Genomic DNA, 13,327 nt, shown 5'->3' with positions numbered 1-13,327 from the left:
CGGCCGTCCGCCTGCACGTCGGCCGCCGGTCGGCGTCGGGCTAGCCTCCCCTGGTGTCCGTCGCCGTGGTCACCGACTCCACGGCCTACCTGCCGCCCGACCTCGTCGCGCGATACGGCATCGAGGTGGTCCCGCTCTACGTCGTCCTCGCCGGGCACTCCGGCCGGGAGGGCGCCGAGATCACCCCGGAGGACGTCGCCCGGGCGCTGACCTCCCGCGGCCAGCACGTCTCGACCTCGCGGCCCACCCCGGGCGACTTCGTCGCCGCCTACCGCCGCCGGCTCGCCGAGGGCGCCGACCGGGTGGTGTCGGTCCACCTGTCCGCCGAGCTGTCGAGCACCTGGGACGCCGCCCGGATGGCCGCCGCCCAGGTGGGGGAGCACCTCGTCACCGTCATCGACTCGCGGTCGACGGCGATGGGCACCGGCTTCCCCGTCCTCGCCGCCGCCCGTGCCGCCGCCGAGGGTGCCTCCGCGGCCGAGGTCGCCGCCGTGGCCGCCCGGACCGCCGCGCGGACCCGCACGCTGTTCGTCGTCGACACCCTCGAGCACCTGCGCCGCGGCGGCCGCATCGGCTCGGCCGCCTCGCTGCTGGGAACCGCGCTGGCGGTCAAGCCGGTCCTGCACGTGGCCGAGGGGCGGGTCGTGCCGCTGGAGCGGGTGCGCACCTCCGCGCGCGCCCTCGCCCGGCTGGTGAAGCGCGCGGAGGAGGCCGCCGGCGGCCCCGGTGCCTCCCTCGCCGTCCACCACCTCGCCGCACCCGAGCGTGCGCAGCGCCTGGCCGCCGAGCTGCAGCGCGCCGTGCCCGGGGTCCGGGAGCTGCACGTCAGCGAGCTGGGGGCGGCGGTCGGCGCGCACGTCGGGCCGGGTGCGGTCGGCGTCGTGGTGACCCCGGCGGACGGGGACTGAGCGAGGGGCGGACACGGCGGGCAGCGTGCACCCGGCCGCCGCCGGACGGCCCGTGCCCGTCCACAGCCCGCACCGCCGTCCACAGCTCCCGCGGACCGGTCCTCCCGGGCGGACGGGCTGCCTAGCGTCCGCCGCGTGCGCCTGACCTCCCGCCGCGACCCCGCCGCCGACGTCATCCGTGCCCGCCTCCGGGTGCTGCTCGACGAGGGCCGGCGCTCGGGCTGGCTGCCCGACGACGACCCGCTCGAGTCCCCACCGCGCACCGGCGTCGCCCTCCTCCGCCGCCCGGAGCCCCGCGGGGACCGGGCCGACGACGACCTCGACGACCTCGACGACCTCGATGGCGACCGCGACGACGACCCGGGCGGCGACGCGGCGGACGGGCGGCTGCCGGGCGGGCTCGGCCGGCACCGGGCGCCCGGGCGCGCGGTGCGGGTGGACCCCGGCCGGCGCGGCAGCACGGCGCTGTGGCTCACCGGCCTGGTGGCGGCGCTGCTGCTCGCCGGGTGGACCTGGCTGCAGCGGCCGGAGGTGGAGCCGGCGCCCGAGCCGGCCCCGGCCATCGACACGGAGCCCGCGCCCGCGGAGGCGGCGGAGGCGCGCACGACGGTCGTCGTCTCGGTGGTGGGCCTCGTCGTCACGCCCGGCCTGGTGACACTGCCGGAGGGCGCCCGCGTCGCCGACGCGGTGGCCGCGGCCGGCGGTCTCCTCCCCGAGGCCGACCCCGCCTCGGTCAACCTGGCCGCGGTCGTCAGCGACGGGCAGCAGGTCGCCGTCGGTGTCCCCGGCGTGGCCGCCGCGCCGGTCGGCGGGGGAGCCGCCCCCGCCGGGCCGCTGGACCTCAACGTCGCCACGGTCGCCGACCTCGACGCCCTGCCCGGCATCGGCCCGGTGCTCGCCCAGCGCATCGTCGACCACCGTGGGCAGCACGGCCGGTTCACCAGCGTCGAGCAGCTCGACGACGTCCCGGGCATCGGCCCGGCCGTCTACGGCGAGCTGGCCGACCTGGTCCGGGTGTGAGCGCCTCCCCGGACCGGCGGTGGTCGTGGCTGGACCTGCGCCTGGTCCCGGCTGCCGCCGCGGCCTGGGCGGTCACCCTCGCCGCCGGCCTGCTGTCGCCTCCGGTCCTGCTCGTCCTGGCCGGCGCGGCGTCGCTCGGGGCGGTGCTGCTCGTCCGGCACCGGGGACGGGCCGGCGTCCTCGTGCTCCTCGTCGTGCTCGCCGCGGTGGCCACCACCGCGACCGTCGCCGCCGTCCGCGGCGCCGCCCGCGCCGCCTCCCCGCTCGCCGACGTCGCGGCCGGCCGCACGGTCGACGTGGTCCTGGAGGTCGGCGGCGACCCGCGGCGCGTCGCCGGCGTCGGCCCGCCCCGGCTGGTCCTCGACGTCACGGTCACCGCGGCGACCGACCGGGCGGCCACGGTGTCGCTGACCGCCGGCGCCGTGCTGTTCGCGCCGGCCGAGGACTGGACCGGCGTGCTGCCCGGGCAGGTGGTGCGCACCCGGGTGGCGGTGGCGACCGCGCCGGCCACCGACGGCGTCGTCGCGCGGCTGTCGGCCCGCGGCCCGCCGGAGCCAGTGCAGGGGCCCTCCCGGCTGCAGCGCGCCGCGGGTGCCGTCCGCGACGGGTTGGCCGCCTCCGCCGGGCGCGTGCTGCCCGGACCCGCGGACGGGCTGCTGCCCGGCCTGGTCGTCGGCGACACCCGCGGTCTGGACCCGGTGCTGGAGGAGGACTTCCGCCGCGCCGGCCTGTCCCACCTCACCGCGGTCTCCGGCGCCAACGTGGCGATCGTCCTCACCGGCGTGCTCGCGCCGCTGCGCCGGCGGGCGGTCGACCGCCGGGTGCAGGCGGTCGTGGCCCTCGTGGTCCTCGCCGGCTTCGTGGTGCTGGTCCGGCCCGACGCCAGCGTCCTCCGGGCGGCGGCCATGGGTGCGGTCACCCTCCTGGCGCTGGCCTCCGGCCGGGCGCGGGCGGCGGTCCCCGCGCTGGCCGCGTCGGTGGTGGTGCTCCTGCTGCTCGACCCGCGGCTGGCCCGCGACGCCGGCTTCGCCCTGTCGGTCGCGGCGACGGCGGCGATCGTGCTGCTGGCGCCCCGCTGGTCGCGCCGGCTGCAGCGGCGGGGCTGGCCGCGTACGCCCGCCGACGCGGTGGCGGTCGCCGCGGCCGCCGGGCTGGCCACCGCGCCGCTCGTGGCGGGCCTGTCCGGGCTGGTCAGCCCGGTGTCGCTGCCGGCCAACCTGCTCGCCGCGCCCGCCGTGGCCCCGGCGACGGTGCTCGGCCTGCTGGCCGCCGTCGTGGGGCCGGTCGTGCCGGTCGCCGGGGACGGCCTGGTGTGGCTGGCGGGCTGGCCGGTGCGGTGGCTGGTCACCGTGGCGCGCACCGCGGCCGCCCTCCCCGACGGCGCGACCGGCTGGCCGGCCGGCACCGGCGGCGCGCTGCTGCTGACCGTCCTGCTGCTCGCCGCCGGGCTGGCGCTGTGGCGGTACCGGCGGCTGCGCCCGCTGGGACTGGCCGCGCTGCTCGGGCTGGTGCTGCTCGGCTGGCCGCTGCGCCAGGTCGCCGACGGCTGGCCGCCGCCGGAGACCGTGCTGGTGGCCTGCGACGTCGGGCAGGGCGACGCGCTGGTCCTGCCGACCGGCCCGGGCGAGGCCGTGCTCGTCGACGCCGGCCCGGACGTGGGCCCGGTCGACCGCTGCCTGGACCGGCTGGGCGTCGACCGGCTGCCGCTGGTGCTGCTGTCGCACCTCGACGCCGACCACGTCGGCGGGCTGGCCGGCGCGCTGGACGGGCGGGAGGTCGGCGTCCTCGCCACCGGCACGCTGTCCCCGGCCGACGACCGCGCCGGCGACCTGGCCCGCGCGGCCGCCCGGGCCGGTGCGCGCCGCGAGGTCCTCGTCCCCGGCGATCGCCGCGACGTCGGCGGCGCCCGGCTCGAGGTGCTGGCGCCGCCACCGGAGATCGCGACCGCCGCGGCCGAGCCCAACGACCTCTCGCTGGTCGTGCGGGTCACCGTGCGCGGCGTGCGGGTGCTGCTCACCGGCGACCTGAGCGCGGCCGCCGAGGCGCGGGTCCTCGACCGGGGCGTGGACCTGCACGCCGACGTGCTCAAGGTCCCGCACCACGGCAGCGCCGACGCCGACCCGGCCTTCCTCGCCGCGACCGGCGCCCGGGTGGCGCTGGTCAGCGTCGGCGCGGACAACACCTACGGGCACCCGGCGCCGCGGCTGCTGTCGCTGCTGGCCCGGGACGGGATGCGGGTGCACCGCACCGACCGGGAGGGCGACCTGGCCGTCGTCGGGTCGGCGGGGGAGTGGGGCGTCGCCGCCCGCGGCACTCCGGGGGCGCAGGCCGGGGCGGCGCAGACCGGCGAGGACGGCGTGCCGGGCGGACCCGCGGTGCGGCGGGACCGTCGGTGGGCCGTGACACCATCGGGGCGTGGCAGCGGCACCCCCGGCACCGACCTCCCGCCTGCGGGCCGTCGTCGGCGAGGAGGAGCTGCTGCGCTCCCGCGCCGTGGCTGCCGTGCGCGCCGCCGTCCTCGAGCGCCACCCCGCCGCGGAGGTGCACGAACTGGTCGCCGCGGGCCTGCCGGTCGGCCAGCTCGCCGACGTGCTGGCGCCGTCGCTGTTCGGCGAGCACCGGCTGGTCGTCGTCGGCGGCGTGCACGAGGCCGCGAGCGCCCTCGTCGACGCCCTGACCGGCTACTGCAAGGACCCGGACCCGGACCTCACGCTGGTCGTCGTCCACCACGGCGGCAAGCGCAACGAAGCGCTGGTCAAGGCGTTCACCACGGCCGGCGCGGCGCTCGACGAGTGCGCCAAGATCTCCTCGCCCGGCGACCGGGCGGCGTTCGTCCGCAACGAGGTGCGCGCGGCCGGCGGCCGGATCACCCCCGACGCGGTGGCCGCCCTGGTCGACGCGGTCGGCGCGGACCTGCGGGCGCTGTCGTCGGCGGCCACCCAGCTGGTCGCCGACTTCGGCGGGACCATCGACGCCGACGCCGTCGCCCGCTTCCACCGCGGGCAGGCCGAGGTCACCGGCTTCACCGTCGCCGAGAAGGTGCTGGTGGGGGACCGCCAGGGCTCGATCGAGACGCTGCGCTGGGCGCTGGACCGCGGCGTCGCGCACGTGCTCATCGCCGACGCGATCGCCGACGGCATCCGCACCGCGGCCCGGGTCACCTCGCTGAACACCACCAACACCGGCGACCTCGCCCGGGCGCTCAAGCTGCCGCCGTGGAAGGTGAAGAAGGCGCAGACGCAGGCGCGCGGCTGGAGCATCGAGGGGCTGCAGCAGGCGATCGGGGTGGCCGCCGAGCTCAACGCCGACGTCAAGGGCGTGGCCGCGAGCGCCGACTACGCGCTCGAGCGGGCCATCCGCCGGATCGTCGACATCCGCGCCACCACCGGCCGCGGCCGGGCCCGCGCCGGCTACTGAGCGCCCGTCCCGGCAGGGACGCGCCCCGGAAAGCGACGGGCCCCCGTCCTCCGGTGCGGAGGACGGGGGCCCGGGAGCGCTTGGACGCAGCTCAGAGGCTGGTCAGCTGCTTGGCCATGCCCGACTTCCGGTTGGCCGCCTGGTTCTTGTGGATGATGCCCTTGCTGGCGGCCTTGTCGAGGGCCTTGCTGGCCTTCTGCAGCGCCGTGGTCGCGCCCTCGGTGTCGCCGGCGGCGGCGGCCTCGCGGAAGCGGCGGACGGCCGTCTTCAGGGCGGACTTGACGGCGACGTTGCGCTGACGCGCCTTCTCGTTCGTCTTGTTCCGCTTGATCTGGGACTTGATGTTCGCCACGCGTGAGCCTCGGTGTCTCGCAGGAGGGAAAGGGTCTGTCGGTGCGTCCGGACGGCATGCGTCAGCGGACCGGCCTGCCAGGTTACCAGCGTGCGGCGCGCCGTCCCAACCCGGGCGCGGGGACCCCTTCCCGGCACGGTGCTCCACCGCGCTGCCCCGTCGTGGGACGATGGCGGCACTGTGACGACTCCCGCTGCCACCGATCCCGCCCGGATCCGGAACTTCTGCATCATCGCCCACATCGACCACGGCAAGTCGACGCTGGCCGACCGGATGCTCGAGGTGACCGGGATCATCGAGGCGCGGCAGATGCGCGCGCAGTACCTCGACCGGATGGACATCGAGCGCGAGCGCGGCATCACCATCAAGGCGCAGAACGTGCGCCTGCCCTGGAAGGTCGGGGACACCGAGTACGTCCTCGACATGATCGACACCCCGGGCCACGTCGACTTCACCTACGAGGTGTCCCGGTCGCTGGCCGCCTGCGAGGGCGCGGTCCTGCTGGTCGACGCCGCGCAGGGCATCGAGGCGCAGACCCTGGCCAACCTCTACCTGGCCCTGGAGAACGACCTCACGATCATCCCGGTCCTCAACAAGATCGACCTGCCGGCCGCGCAGCCGGAGCGGTACGCCGCCGAGATCGCGCACATCATCGGCTGCGATCCCGAGGACGTCCTCCGGGTCAGCGGCAAGACCGGCGAGGGCGTGCCGGAGCTGCTGGACGCGATCGTCGCGCAGATCCCCGCGCCGGTGGGCGACGGCGAGGCTCCGGCCCGCGCGATGATCTTCGACTCGGTCTACGACATCTACCGCGGCGTCATCACCTACGTCCGCGTCGTCGACGGGCGGATCTCCAGCCGCGAGCGCATCCGGATGATGTCGACCGGCGCCACCCACGAGCTGCTCGAGATCGGCGTCATCTCGCCCGAGCCCAAGCCGGTCGACGGCCTCGGCGTCGGCGAGGTCGGCTACTTCATCACCGGGGTGAAGGACGTCCGCCAGTCCCGCGTCGGCGACACCGTCACGCTGCAGCACCGTCCGGCCGCCGAGCCGATCGGCGGCTACAGCGACCCCAAGCCGATGGTCTACTCCGGCCTCTACCCGATCGACGGCAGCGAGTACCCGCTGCTGCGCGAGGCGCTGGACAAGCTGCTGCTCAACGACGCGGCCCTGACCTACGAGCCGGAGACGTCCGCGGCGCTCGGCTTCGGCTTCCGCGTCGGCTTCCTCGGCCTGCTCCACCTGGAGATCGTCCGCGAGCGGCTCGAGCGCGAGGCCGGCATCAGCCTCATCTCCACGGCGCCCAACGTCGTCTACCGGGTGGTCATGGAGGACGGCACCGAGCACACCGTCACCAACCCCAGCGACTGGCCCGAGGGCAAGATCGACGAGGTCTACGAGCCGGTCGTCAACGCGACGATCATCGCGCCCAGCGACTACACCGGCGCGATCATGGAGCTGTGCCAGAGCCGGCGCGGCCAGCTCGGCGGCATGGACTACCTCAGCGAGTCCCGCGTCGAGCTGCGCTACACGCTGCCCCTCGGCGAGATCATCTTCGACTTCTTCGACGCCCTGAAGTCGCGCACCCGCGGCTACGCCAGCCTCGACTACTCCGAGGCCGGTGAGCAGGAGTCCTCGCTGGTCAAGGTGGACATCCTGCTGCAGGGCGAGGCCGTCGACGCGTTCAGCGCCATCGTCCACAAGGACAAGGCGTACGGCTACGGCGTGATGATGGCCGGCAAGCTGCGCGAGCTCATCCCCCGGCAGCAGTTCGAGGTGCCCATCCAGGCCGCCGTCGGCTCCCGCGTGATCGCCCGCGAGACCGTCCGCGCCATCCGCAAGGACGTCCTCGCCAAGTGCTACGGCGGTGACATCACCCGCAAGCGGAAGCTGCTGGAGAAGCAGAAGGAGGGCAAGAAGCGGATGAAGATGGTCGGCCGCGTCGAGGTCCCCCAGGAGGCGTTCGTCGCCGCGCTCTCCACCAACGAGCCCTCCGCCGCGAAGAAGTGAGCGGCCGGCTCCTCGCCGTCTGCGTCTCCGGCTCCGACCTGCTCCCGCTCCCCGGGCGCCGGCCCGGCCGCAGCGGCATCGACAAGCGGCCGCGGCCCGGCCGCGTCGCCGTCGGCGAGCTGGGCCTGGACGGCGACGTCCAGGTCAACCGCAAGTACCACGGCGGGGAGGGGCAGGCGGTCTACGCCTACGCCCAGGAGGACGCCGACTGGTGGGCCGCCGACCTCGGCCGCGACCTGCCGCCGGGCCGCTTCGGCGAGAACCTGCGGACGGCGGGTGTGGACCTCACCGAGGCGGTCATCGGCGAGCGCTGGCGGGTGGGGACGGCGCTGCTCGAGGTGACCGCGCCGCGCATCCCGTGCGCCAACTTCGCCCGCTTCTGGGACGTCCCGGACCTGGTCAAGCGGTTCACCGCGCACGGCGCCACCGGCGCCTACCTGCGGGTGCTCCAGACCGGCGACGTCGGCGCGGGGGACGAGGTCGCCGTCGTCGACCGGCCGGACCACGGCGTCACCGCCGGCCTCGCCTTCCGCGCGCTCACCACCCAGCGGTACCGGATCGGCCGGCTCGAGCCCGCGCTGGCGTCGTTCCCGGTCAAGGACCAGCCCAAGCTCGCCGCGCGGATCGCCGCGAGGGCCGCCGCCCCGGCCTGACCCGCGGCGCGCGCTACCGTGCCCGCGCCGGGAGCCCCCCGGCACGGACGGGGAGGACGACGATGGTGCTGCGCCGTGCTGCCGCGACGGCGACCGGGCTGGTGGTCGCGGTGTCCGCGCTGGCCGGCTGCGGCGGGAGCGAGCCGGAGGAGTCCGCCTCCGACCTGCTCGCCCGCGCGAAGACCACGCTCGACGAGACGGAGGCTCTGCACTTCGTGCTCACCAGCGAGGGCGCGCCCACCACCGGCACCGCCCTGGTCGGCGGCGAGGGCGACGTCCTCCGCCCGGCGTCGTTCGAGGGCACGCTGCAGGTGCTGGCCGTCGGCTCGGCGCTCGACCTCGCCGTCGTCTCGGTCGACGGCACCGTCTACGCGCAGCTGCCGTTCACCAGCGGCTACAGCGTCGTCGACCCCGCGCAGTTCGGCTTCGGCGACCCCGGCGCGCTGCTGGACCCCGACACCGGCATCTCGCAGCTGCTCGCCCAGGCCGACGCCGCCGAGCTGGGGGAGGAGCGCCGCGTCGACGGCGAGGTGGTGCGCGAGGTGACCGCGCAGATCCCGGGCGACCTGGTCGAGCAGGTGCTCACCAGCGAGGACCCGAGCCAGCCGGTGGAGGCCCGCTTCTCCGTGGCTCCCGAGTCGGGTGAGCTGCGCCGCGCCGAGCTGACCGGCCCGTTCTACGCCGCCGACCAGGACGCCACCTTCACCCTCGAGCTCTCCGACCCCGGCGACGATGTCGAGATCACCGCACCGCCTGTCGGCTGAGTCCCGGGCGCCCGCGGTCCCGGGGCTGCCGCTGGTCGTCCTCGCCACGCTGGCGGTGCTGGTCACCGCGGCCGACACCTACGTCGTCGTCCTGGCGCTGCCGGACATCCTCGCCGGGGTCGGCGTCGGCATCGACGAGCTGCAGCGGGCGACGCCGATCGTCGGCGGCTTCCTGCTCGGCTACACGGCCACGCTGCCGCTGCTGGGCCGGCTGGCCGACCTGCGCGGCCGGGTGCCGGTGCTGGCCGGCTGCCTGCTGCTGTTCGCGCTGGGCTCGCTGCTGACCGCGACGGCGACCGACCTGGGCCCGGCCGTCGCCGGCCGCGGCCTGCAGGGCGTGGGCGCCGGCGGGCTGGTCCCGGCCACGCTGGCGCTGGTCGCCGACCGGTGGCCGCCCGAGCGCCGGGCGGTGCCGCTGGGCCTCGTCGGCGCGGTGCAGGAGGCCGGTGCGGTGCTCGGCCCGCTGGCCGGCGCCGCGGTGCTCGCGGTCAGCGACTGGCGGGCGGTCTTCTGGCTCAACCTGCTGCTCGGGTTGGTGCTCGCCGCCGGGGTGGTGCTCACCGGCGGCGGCCGGCGGCCCGACCCCGTCGGCCTGCTCCTGCTGCTGCTCTGCGGCGCCGCCGCGGGCCTGCAGCTGGCCGAGCCGGCCGCGCTGGCCGAGGACGTCACCCTCGGCCTGGCCTGGGTGCCGCTGGCCGACGGCGTGACGGCCTCGACGCCGCTGGTCCTCGTCGCGGTCGCCGCCGGCCTGGCGCTGGTGGCGCGCAGCCTCGCGCACCCCGCCGGCGCGGTGCTGCCGCTGCGCGGGGTGCCGCGGCTGGTCCGCGAGGTCGACGTGCTGGGCTCGCTGCTCGCCGTCGTCGCGCTCGGGGCCCTGGTGTGGGCGTTCGCCGCGGCCGACCCGGCCACCGAGGTCGTCGCGTACGGCCCGGTGCTGCTGCCGGTCGCCGCGCTGGCCGCCGCCGGCTTCTGGCTGCACGAGCGGCGCGCGGCCGACCCGGTGCTGCCGCTGGGCGCGCTGCGGCCGCCCGGCGCGTGGGGAGCGCTGCTGGTCAACCTGCTGGTCGGGGTGGCGCTGGTGGCCGCGCTGGTCGACGTCCCGCTGTTCGCCCGCGCGACGACGACGCCCGGCGACCAGCTCGGCGCCGCGCTCGTGCTGGTCCGGCTGCTGGTCGCGGTCCCGGTGGGCGCGGTCGCCGGCGGCTGGCTGTGCCGGGTGCTGCCCCCGCGGCTGGTCGCGGCCGGCGGCATGGTGCTGGCCGCACTGGCGCTGTGGGCGATGACCGGCTGGGACGAGACGTCGCTGGACCGGTGGTGGTCCACGGTCGTGCTGCTGGCCGCCGGGCTCGGGTTCGGCCTGGCGATCGCGCCGGTCAACGCGGTGCTGCTGGCGGTCACCGGGCCGGCCGTGCACGGCAGCGCCAGCGCGCTGGCCGTCGTCGCCCGGACCGTGGGCATGCTGGTCGGGCTGTCGCTGCTCACCGCGGTGGCGCTGCGCCGGTTCACCGCCGAGGTGGCGGCGATCGGCTCGCCGCTGACCGTCTGCCCGGACACCCCGGCCGACTGCCCCGCCTACGACGCGGCCGTCGACCAGGCCGTCCTCACCCAGCTGCACACCGTCTTCGCCGGCGCCGCGGTCGCGGCCGCGCTGGCGGCGGTCGCGGCGCTCGTGCTGCTGCACGAGGTCAGCCGGGCTCGCGCACCTCGTGGTGCGTGACGGTGTCCTCGCGCTGCGCGAGGTACCGGTCGTCCTCGGGGTGGTAGACGGCGTAGGCGTCGGCGTCCCCGGTGCGGACCCAGCCCCGCCACACCCGCGCCGTCCTGGCCACGGCCGGCCTCCTCGTCAGAGCGTGAAGACGATCTTCCCGGCGGTGCGGCCCTCGAGCATGCGGCCGAAGCCCTCACGGGCCTCCTCCAGCGGCAGCTCGACGTCGATGACCGGGCGGACGCCGGTCACCGTGCACATCCGGACCAGCGACTCCAGCTCGTCGCGGGTGCCCATGGTGGAGCCGACCACCGACAGCTGGGTGAAGAACACCCGGTTCAGCTCGGCGCCCGGGTCGTAGCCGGTGGTGGCGCCGGAGATGACGACCACCCCGCCGGGCTTGAGCGACTTGACGCTGTGCGACCAGGTCGCCTTGCCGACCGTCTCCATGACGCCGTCGACCCGCTCCGGCAGCCGGGCGCCGGTCTCGAACGCCTGCTCGGCGCCGAGCTCGAGTGCGGCCGCGCGCTTCTCCTCGCTGCGGCCGGTGACCCACATCCGGTAGCCGGCGGCCCTGCCCAGGACGACCAGCGCGGTGGCGACGCCGCCGCTGGCGCCCTGCACGAGCACGGTCTGGCCGGGCCGCAGGCCGGAGCGGACGAAGAGCATCCGGTAGGCGGTCAGCCAGGCGGTGGGCAGGCAGGCGGCCTCGGCGAAGGACAGCTCGGCGGGCTTGGGCAGCACGTTGCGCCGGGGGACGGCGACCCGCTCGGCCATCGTGCCCTGGTACAGCTCGGAGAAGAGCGTGCGCTTCGGGTCGAGCGTCTCGTCGCCGGTCCAGCCGGGGGTGGCGACGACGCCGTGGACGACGACCTCGTTGCCGTCCTCGTCCAGCCCGGCCGCGTCGGTGCCCAGGATCATCGGCATCCGCTCCTGAGGCAGGCCGATGCCGCGCAGGCTGAACAGGTCGTGGTGGTTGAGCGAGACCGCCTTGACCTGCACCGTCGTCCAGCCGTCGGGCACCTCCGGCTCGGGCCGGTCGCCGACCTCCAGGACGGAGAGCGGGTCGTCGGGCGAGGGCGTGGAGACGAAGACGGCGCGCATGCGCCGGACGTTAGGACACCCCCGTCCGGCGGGCGACCGCGCCCGCCGGACGGGCGGGACTCAGGCGGCCGGCGGCGGGCAGGCCACGTGCTGCCAGCGCAGCGCGACGTCGCCGGCGGCGTCGCCCATCACGGTGTACCGCGTGCCGCCCTCGACCGTGACCGTCACCGAGCCGGTCACCTCGGCGTCCCGTTCGAGGAAGCGGCCGACGCAGTGGTCGAGTGACCCGGTCAGCGGGAGGCGCCGCACGTCCCCGGCCCCGGTCCAGACGAGGTCGATCGTCAGGTGCGCCCCCACCGGGACGGCACCCTGCCCACCCTCCGGCGTGCAGCTCATGGCCGATTCCCCGGACAGCGCTGCCGAGTCCAGCTGCACGAGGTCGACGTCGAGGTCCTCGAGGGGCACGCAGCGCAGCCCCCCGAGGAAGACGGCGACGTCGGCGACCGCCCCGCCGTCCCGACCGCCGGTGACCGTCGCGTCGACGGAGAGGTCGCCGCCGTCCACCCGCGTCGTGGCGTACCAGCTCGTCGTCGCCCCGCGTCCGTCGGGTGGCGCCGCTGCCGCGGTGCCGGTCAGCGTGCCCAGGGCACCGGCAGCCAGCAGCAGTGTCACGGCGCCGGCCGTCCGCGTCCGCATGTCGTCCTCCTCCGCGCCGCCCGGACCGTCCGGCTCCGGCGCGGGCGGCAGGGTGGCAGCGGTGGACGGGGCGCGGAACGGATCCGTGTGCGGTGGAACCGGACGACGGCGCGTCACGCCGGACGCGCCGGGACCGGTCAGGGGCAGGCCGGGACGCCCCGGGCGAGCGAGTCGTCGTCGGCGGCCAGGGTGACCGCGACGCCGTCGTAGCCGAGCTCGGGCACGACGACGCGCACCTGCCCGGTCACCACGGCGTGCCGGTCGGTGAGCAGCTCGCGGCAGGCGCCGTCGGGGCTGTCGAGGGTGTACTCGTGGCCGGGGCCCTCCGCGGTCCACGTCAGGTCCACCACCGCGGTGCCGGTGACCTCGCCCGGCCGCGTGTGCGACCCGCAGGTCAGCGCCAGCTCCCCGCGGGCGGTGGCGGAGTCCAGGCCGGCGACGGTCGCGGGGACCCGCTCCTCGGTCAGGCAGTCCCAGCCGAGGACGAAGAACTCGCCGTTGCCGAAGGCGTCGGCGTCCGGCGGGTCGAACACGGTGACGTGCACGAAGAGGTCGTCGCTGCCGCTGTCGCCGCCGGCGCCGAGGAACGCGCTGGCGTACCCGGTGCCTCTCTCGTCCGGCGCGGCCGGGGTCGTCGGCGTGGCCCGCGGGACCGCCGCCGGCTGCCCGCCGCACCCGGCCAGCAGCACCGCCGCCAGGCCTCCGATCCACCGCACGCCGTCCTCCTCCGCCGCTGCCGGGCGCGGAGGATGGCAGCC

12 protein-coding genes and 1 pseudogene are annotated in these 13,327 nt (G+C 76.8%); 8 read left to right on the top strand and 5 right to left on the bottom strand.

Going from position 1 to position 13,327, the window contains the following annotated elements:
- Nucleotides 1-53: 53 nt before the first annotated feature.
- From ACI79L_RS20865 to holA, 4 genes and pseudogenes are all read left to right on the top strand, one after another.
- Nucleotides 54-908, top strand: coding sequence for a DegV family protein (locus ACI79L_RS20865; protein WP_456938626.1), 855 nt, complete (start codon nucleotides 54-56; stop codon nucleotides 906-908).
- A gap of 135 nt (nucleotides 909-1,043) precedes the next feature.
- Nucleotides 1,044-1,928, top strand: a complete 885-nt coding sequence (locus tag ACI79L_RS20860; protein ID WP_456938625.1) for a ComEA family DNA-binding protein — start codon at nucleotides 1,044-1,046, stop codon at nucleotides 1,926-1,928.
- Nucleotides 1,925-4,030, top strand: a pseudogene (locus tag ACI79L_RS20855) (ComEC/Rec2 family competence protein); the annotation flags it as partial. The gene ACI79L_RS20860 and the pseudogene ACI79L_RS20855, both read left to right, overlap by 4 nt.
- Before the next feature lie 313 nt (nucleotides 4,031-4,343).
- Nucleotides 4,344-5,345 carry a DNA polymerase III subunit delta gene (holA, locus tag ACI79L_RS20850; protein WP_456938624.1) on the top strand — a complete coding sequence of 334 codons (1,002 nt, stop codon included), beginning with the start codon at nucleotides 4,344-4,346 and terminating at the stop codon, nucleotides 5,343-5,345.
- A 91-nt stretch (nucleotides 5,346-5,436) separates the two neighbouring features.
- Here holA and rpsT read toward each other — a convergent pair whose 3' ends face one another.
- Nucleotides 5,437-5,697: a 30S ribosomal protein S20 gene (gene rpsT / locus ACI79L_RS20845; RefSeq protein WP_456938623.1), complete on the bottom strand. Its 261-nt coding sequence runs from the start codon at nucleotides 5,695-5,697 to the stop codon at nucleotides 5,437-5,439.
- A 180-nt stretch (nucleotides 5,698-5,877) separates the two neighbouring features.
- On the opposite strand from rpsT, the gene lepA reads away from it, so the two are divergent.
- The 4 genes from lepA to ACI79L_RS20825 all read left to right on the top strand — a co-directional run bounded on the left by lepA (nucleotide 5,878) and on the right by ACI79L_RS20825 (nucleotide 10,841).
- Nucleotides 5,878-7,707: a translation elongation factor 4 gene (gene lepA / locus ACI79L_RS20840; protein ID WP_456938622.1), complete on the top strand. Its 1,830-nt coding sequence runs from the start codon at nucleotides 5,878-5,880 to the stop codon at nucleotides 7,705-7,707.
- On the top strand, nucleotides 7,704-8,360 hold the full coding sequence (locus ACI79L_RS20835; protein ID WP_456938621.1) for an MOSC domain-containing protein: 657 nt from the start codon (nucleotides 7,704-7,706) through the stop codon (nucleotides 8,358-8,360). The genes lepA and ACI79L_RS20835 overlap by 4 nt, the downstream gene beginning before the upstream one ends.
- 62 nt (nucleotides 8,361-8,422) lie before the next feature.
- Nucleotides 8,423-9,124 carry an LppX_LprAFG lipoprotein gene (locus ACI79L_RS20830; protein WP_456938620.1) on the top strand — a complete coding sequence of 234 codons (702 nt, stop codon included), beginning with the start codon at nucleotides 8,423-8,425 and terminating at the stop codon, nucleotides 9,122-9,124.
- Nucleotides 9,093-10,841, top strand: coding sequence for an MFS transporter (locus ACI79L_RS20825; RefSeq protein ID WP_456938619.1), 1,749 nt, complete (start codon nucleotides 9,093-9,095; stop codon nucleotides 10,839-10,841). Before ACI79L_RS20830 ends, ACI79L_RS20825 begins: the two co-directional genes overlap by 32 nt.
- Here ACI79L_RS20825 and ACI79L_RS20820 read toward each other — a convergent pair.
- From ACI79L_RS20820 to ACI79L_RS20805, 4 genes are all read right to left on the bottom strand, one after another.
- Nucleotides 10,810-10,953: a hypothetical protein gene (locus tag ACI79L_RS20820; RefSeq protein WP_456938618.1), complete on the bottom strand. Its 144-nt coding sequence runs from the start codon at nucleotides 10,951-10,953 to the stop codon at nucleotides 10,810-10,812. The genes ACI79L_RS20825 and ACI79L_RS20820 overlap by 32 nt on opposite strands.
- 14 nt (nucleotides 10,954-10,967) lie before the next feature.
- Nucleotides 10,968-11,933: a zinc-binding dehydrogenase gene (locus ACI79L_RS20815; RefSeq protein ID WP_456938617.1), complete on the bottom strand. Its 966-nt coding sequence runs from the start codon at nucleotides 11,931-11,933 to the stop codon at nucleotides 10,968-10,970.
- 60 nt (nucleotides 11,934-11,993) lie between these two features.
- Complete coding sequence (locus tag ACI79L_RS20810; protein WP_456938616.1) at nucleotides 11,994-12,569, bottom strand: hypothetical protein; 576 nt, start codon at nucleotides 12,567-12,569, stop codon at nucleotides 11,994-11,996.
- A gap of 137 nt (nucleotides 12,570-12,706) precedes the next feature.
- Nucleotides 12,707-13,285 (bottom strand): hypothetical protein, encoded by a 579-nt coding sequence (locus ACI79L_RS20805; protein ID WP_456938615.1) that lies wholly within the window; start codon nucleotides 13,283-13,285, stop codon nucleotides 12,707-12,709.
- Nucleotides 13,286-13,327 lie beyond the last annotated feature (42 nt).

It is taken from the genome of Geodermatophilus sp. SYSU D00684, from assembly GCF_054050455.1.
This window is presented reverse-complemented; position numbering and strand designations above follow the sequence as displayed.

What these genes read in the sequence shown, in the direction of transcription:
- ACI79L_RS20825 (WP_456938619.1), top strand. Translation starts at nt 9,093, where the DNA reads ATGTCGAGATCACCGCACCGCCTGTCGGCTGAGTCCCGGGCGCCCGCG.
- ACI79L_RS20810 (WP_456938616.1), bottom strand. Translation starts at nt 12,569, where the DNA reads ATGCGGACGCGGACGGCCGGCGCCGTGACACTGCTGCTGGCTGCCGGT.
- ACI79L_RS20830 (WP_456938620.1), top strand. Translation starts at nt 8,423, where the DNA reads ATGGTGCTGCGCCGTGCTGCCGCGACGGCGACCGGGCTGGTGGTCGCG.
- ACI79L_RS20815 (WP_456938617.1), bottom strand. Translation starts at nt 11,933, where the DNA reads ATGCGCGCCGTCTTCGTCTCCACGCCCTCGCCCGACGACCCGCTCTCC.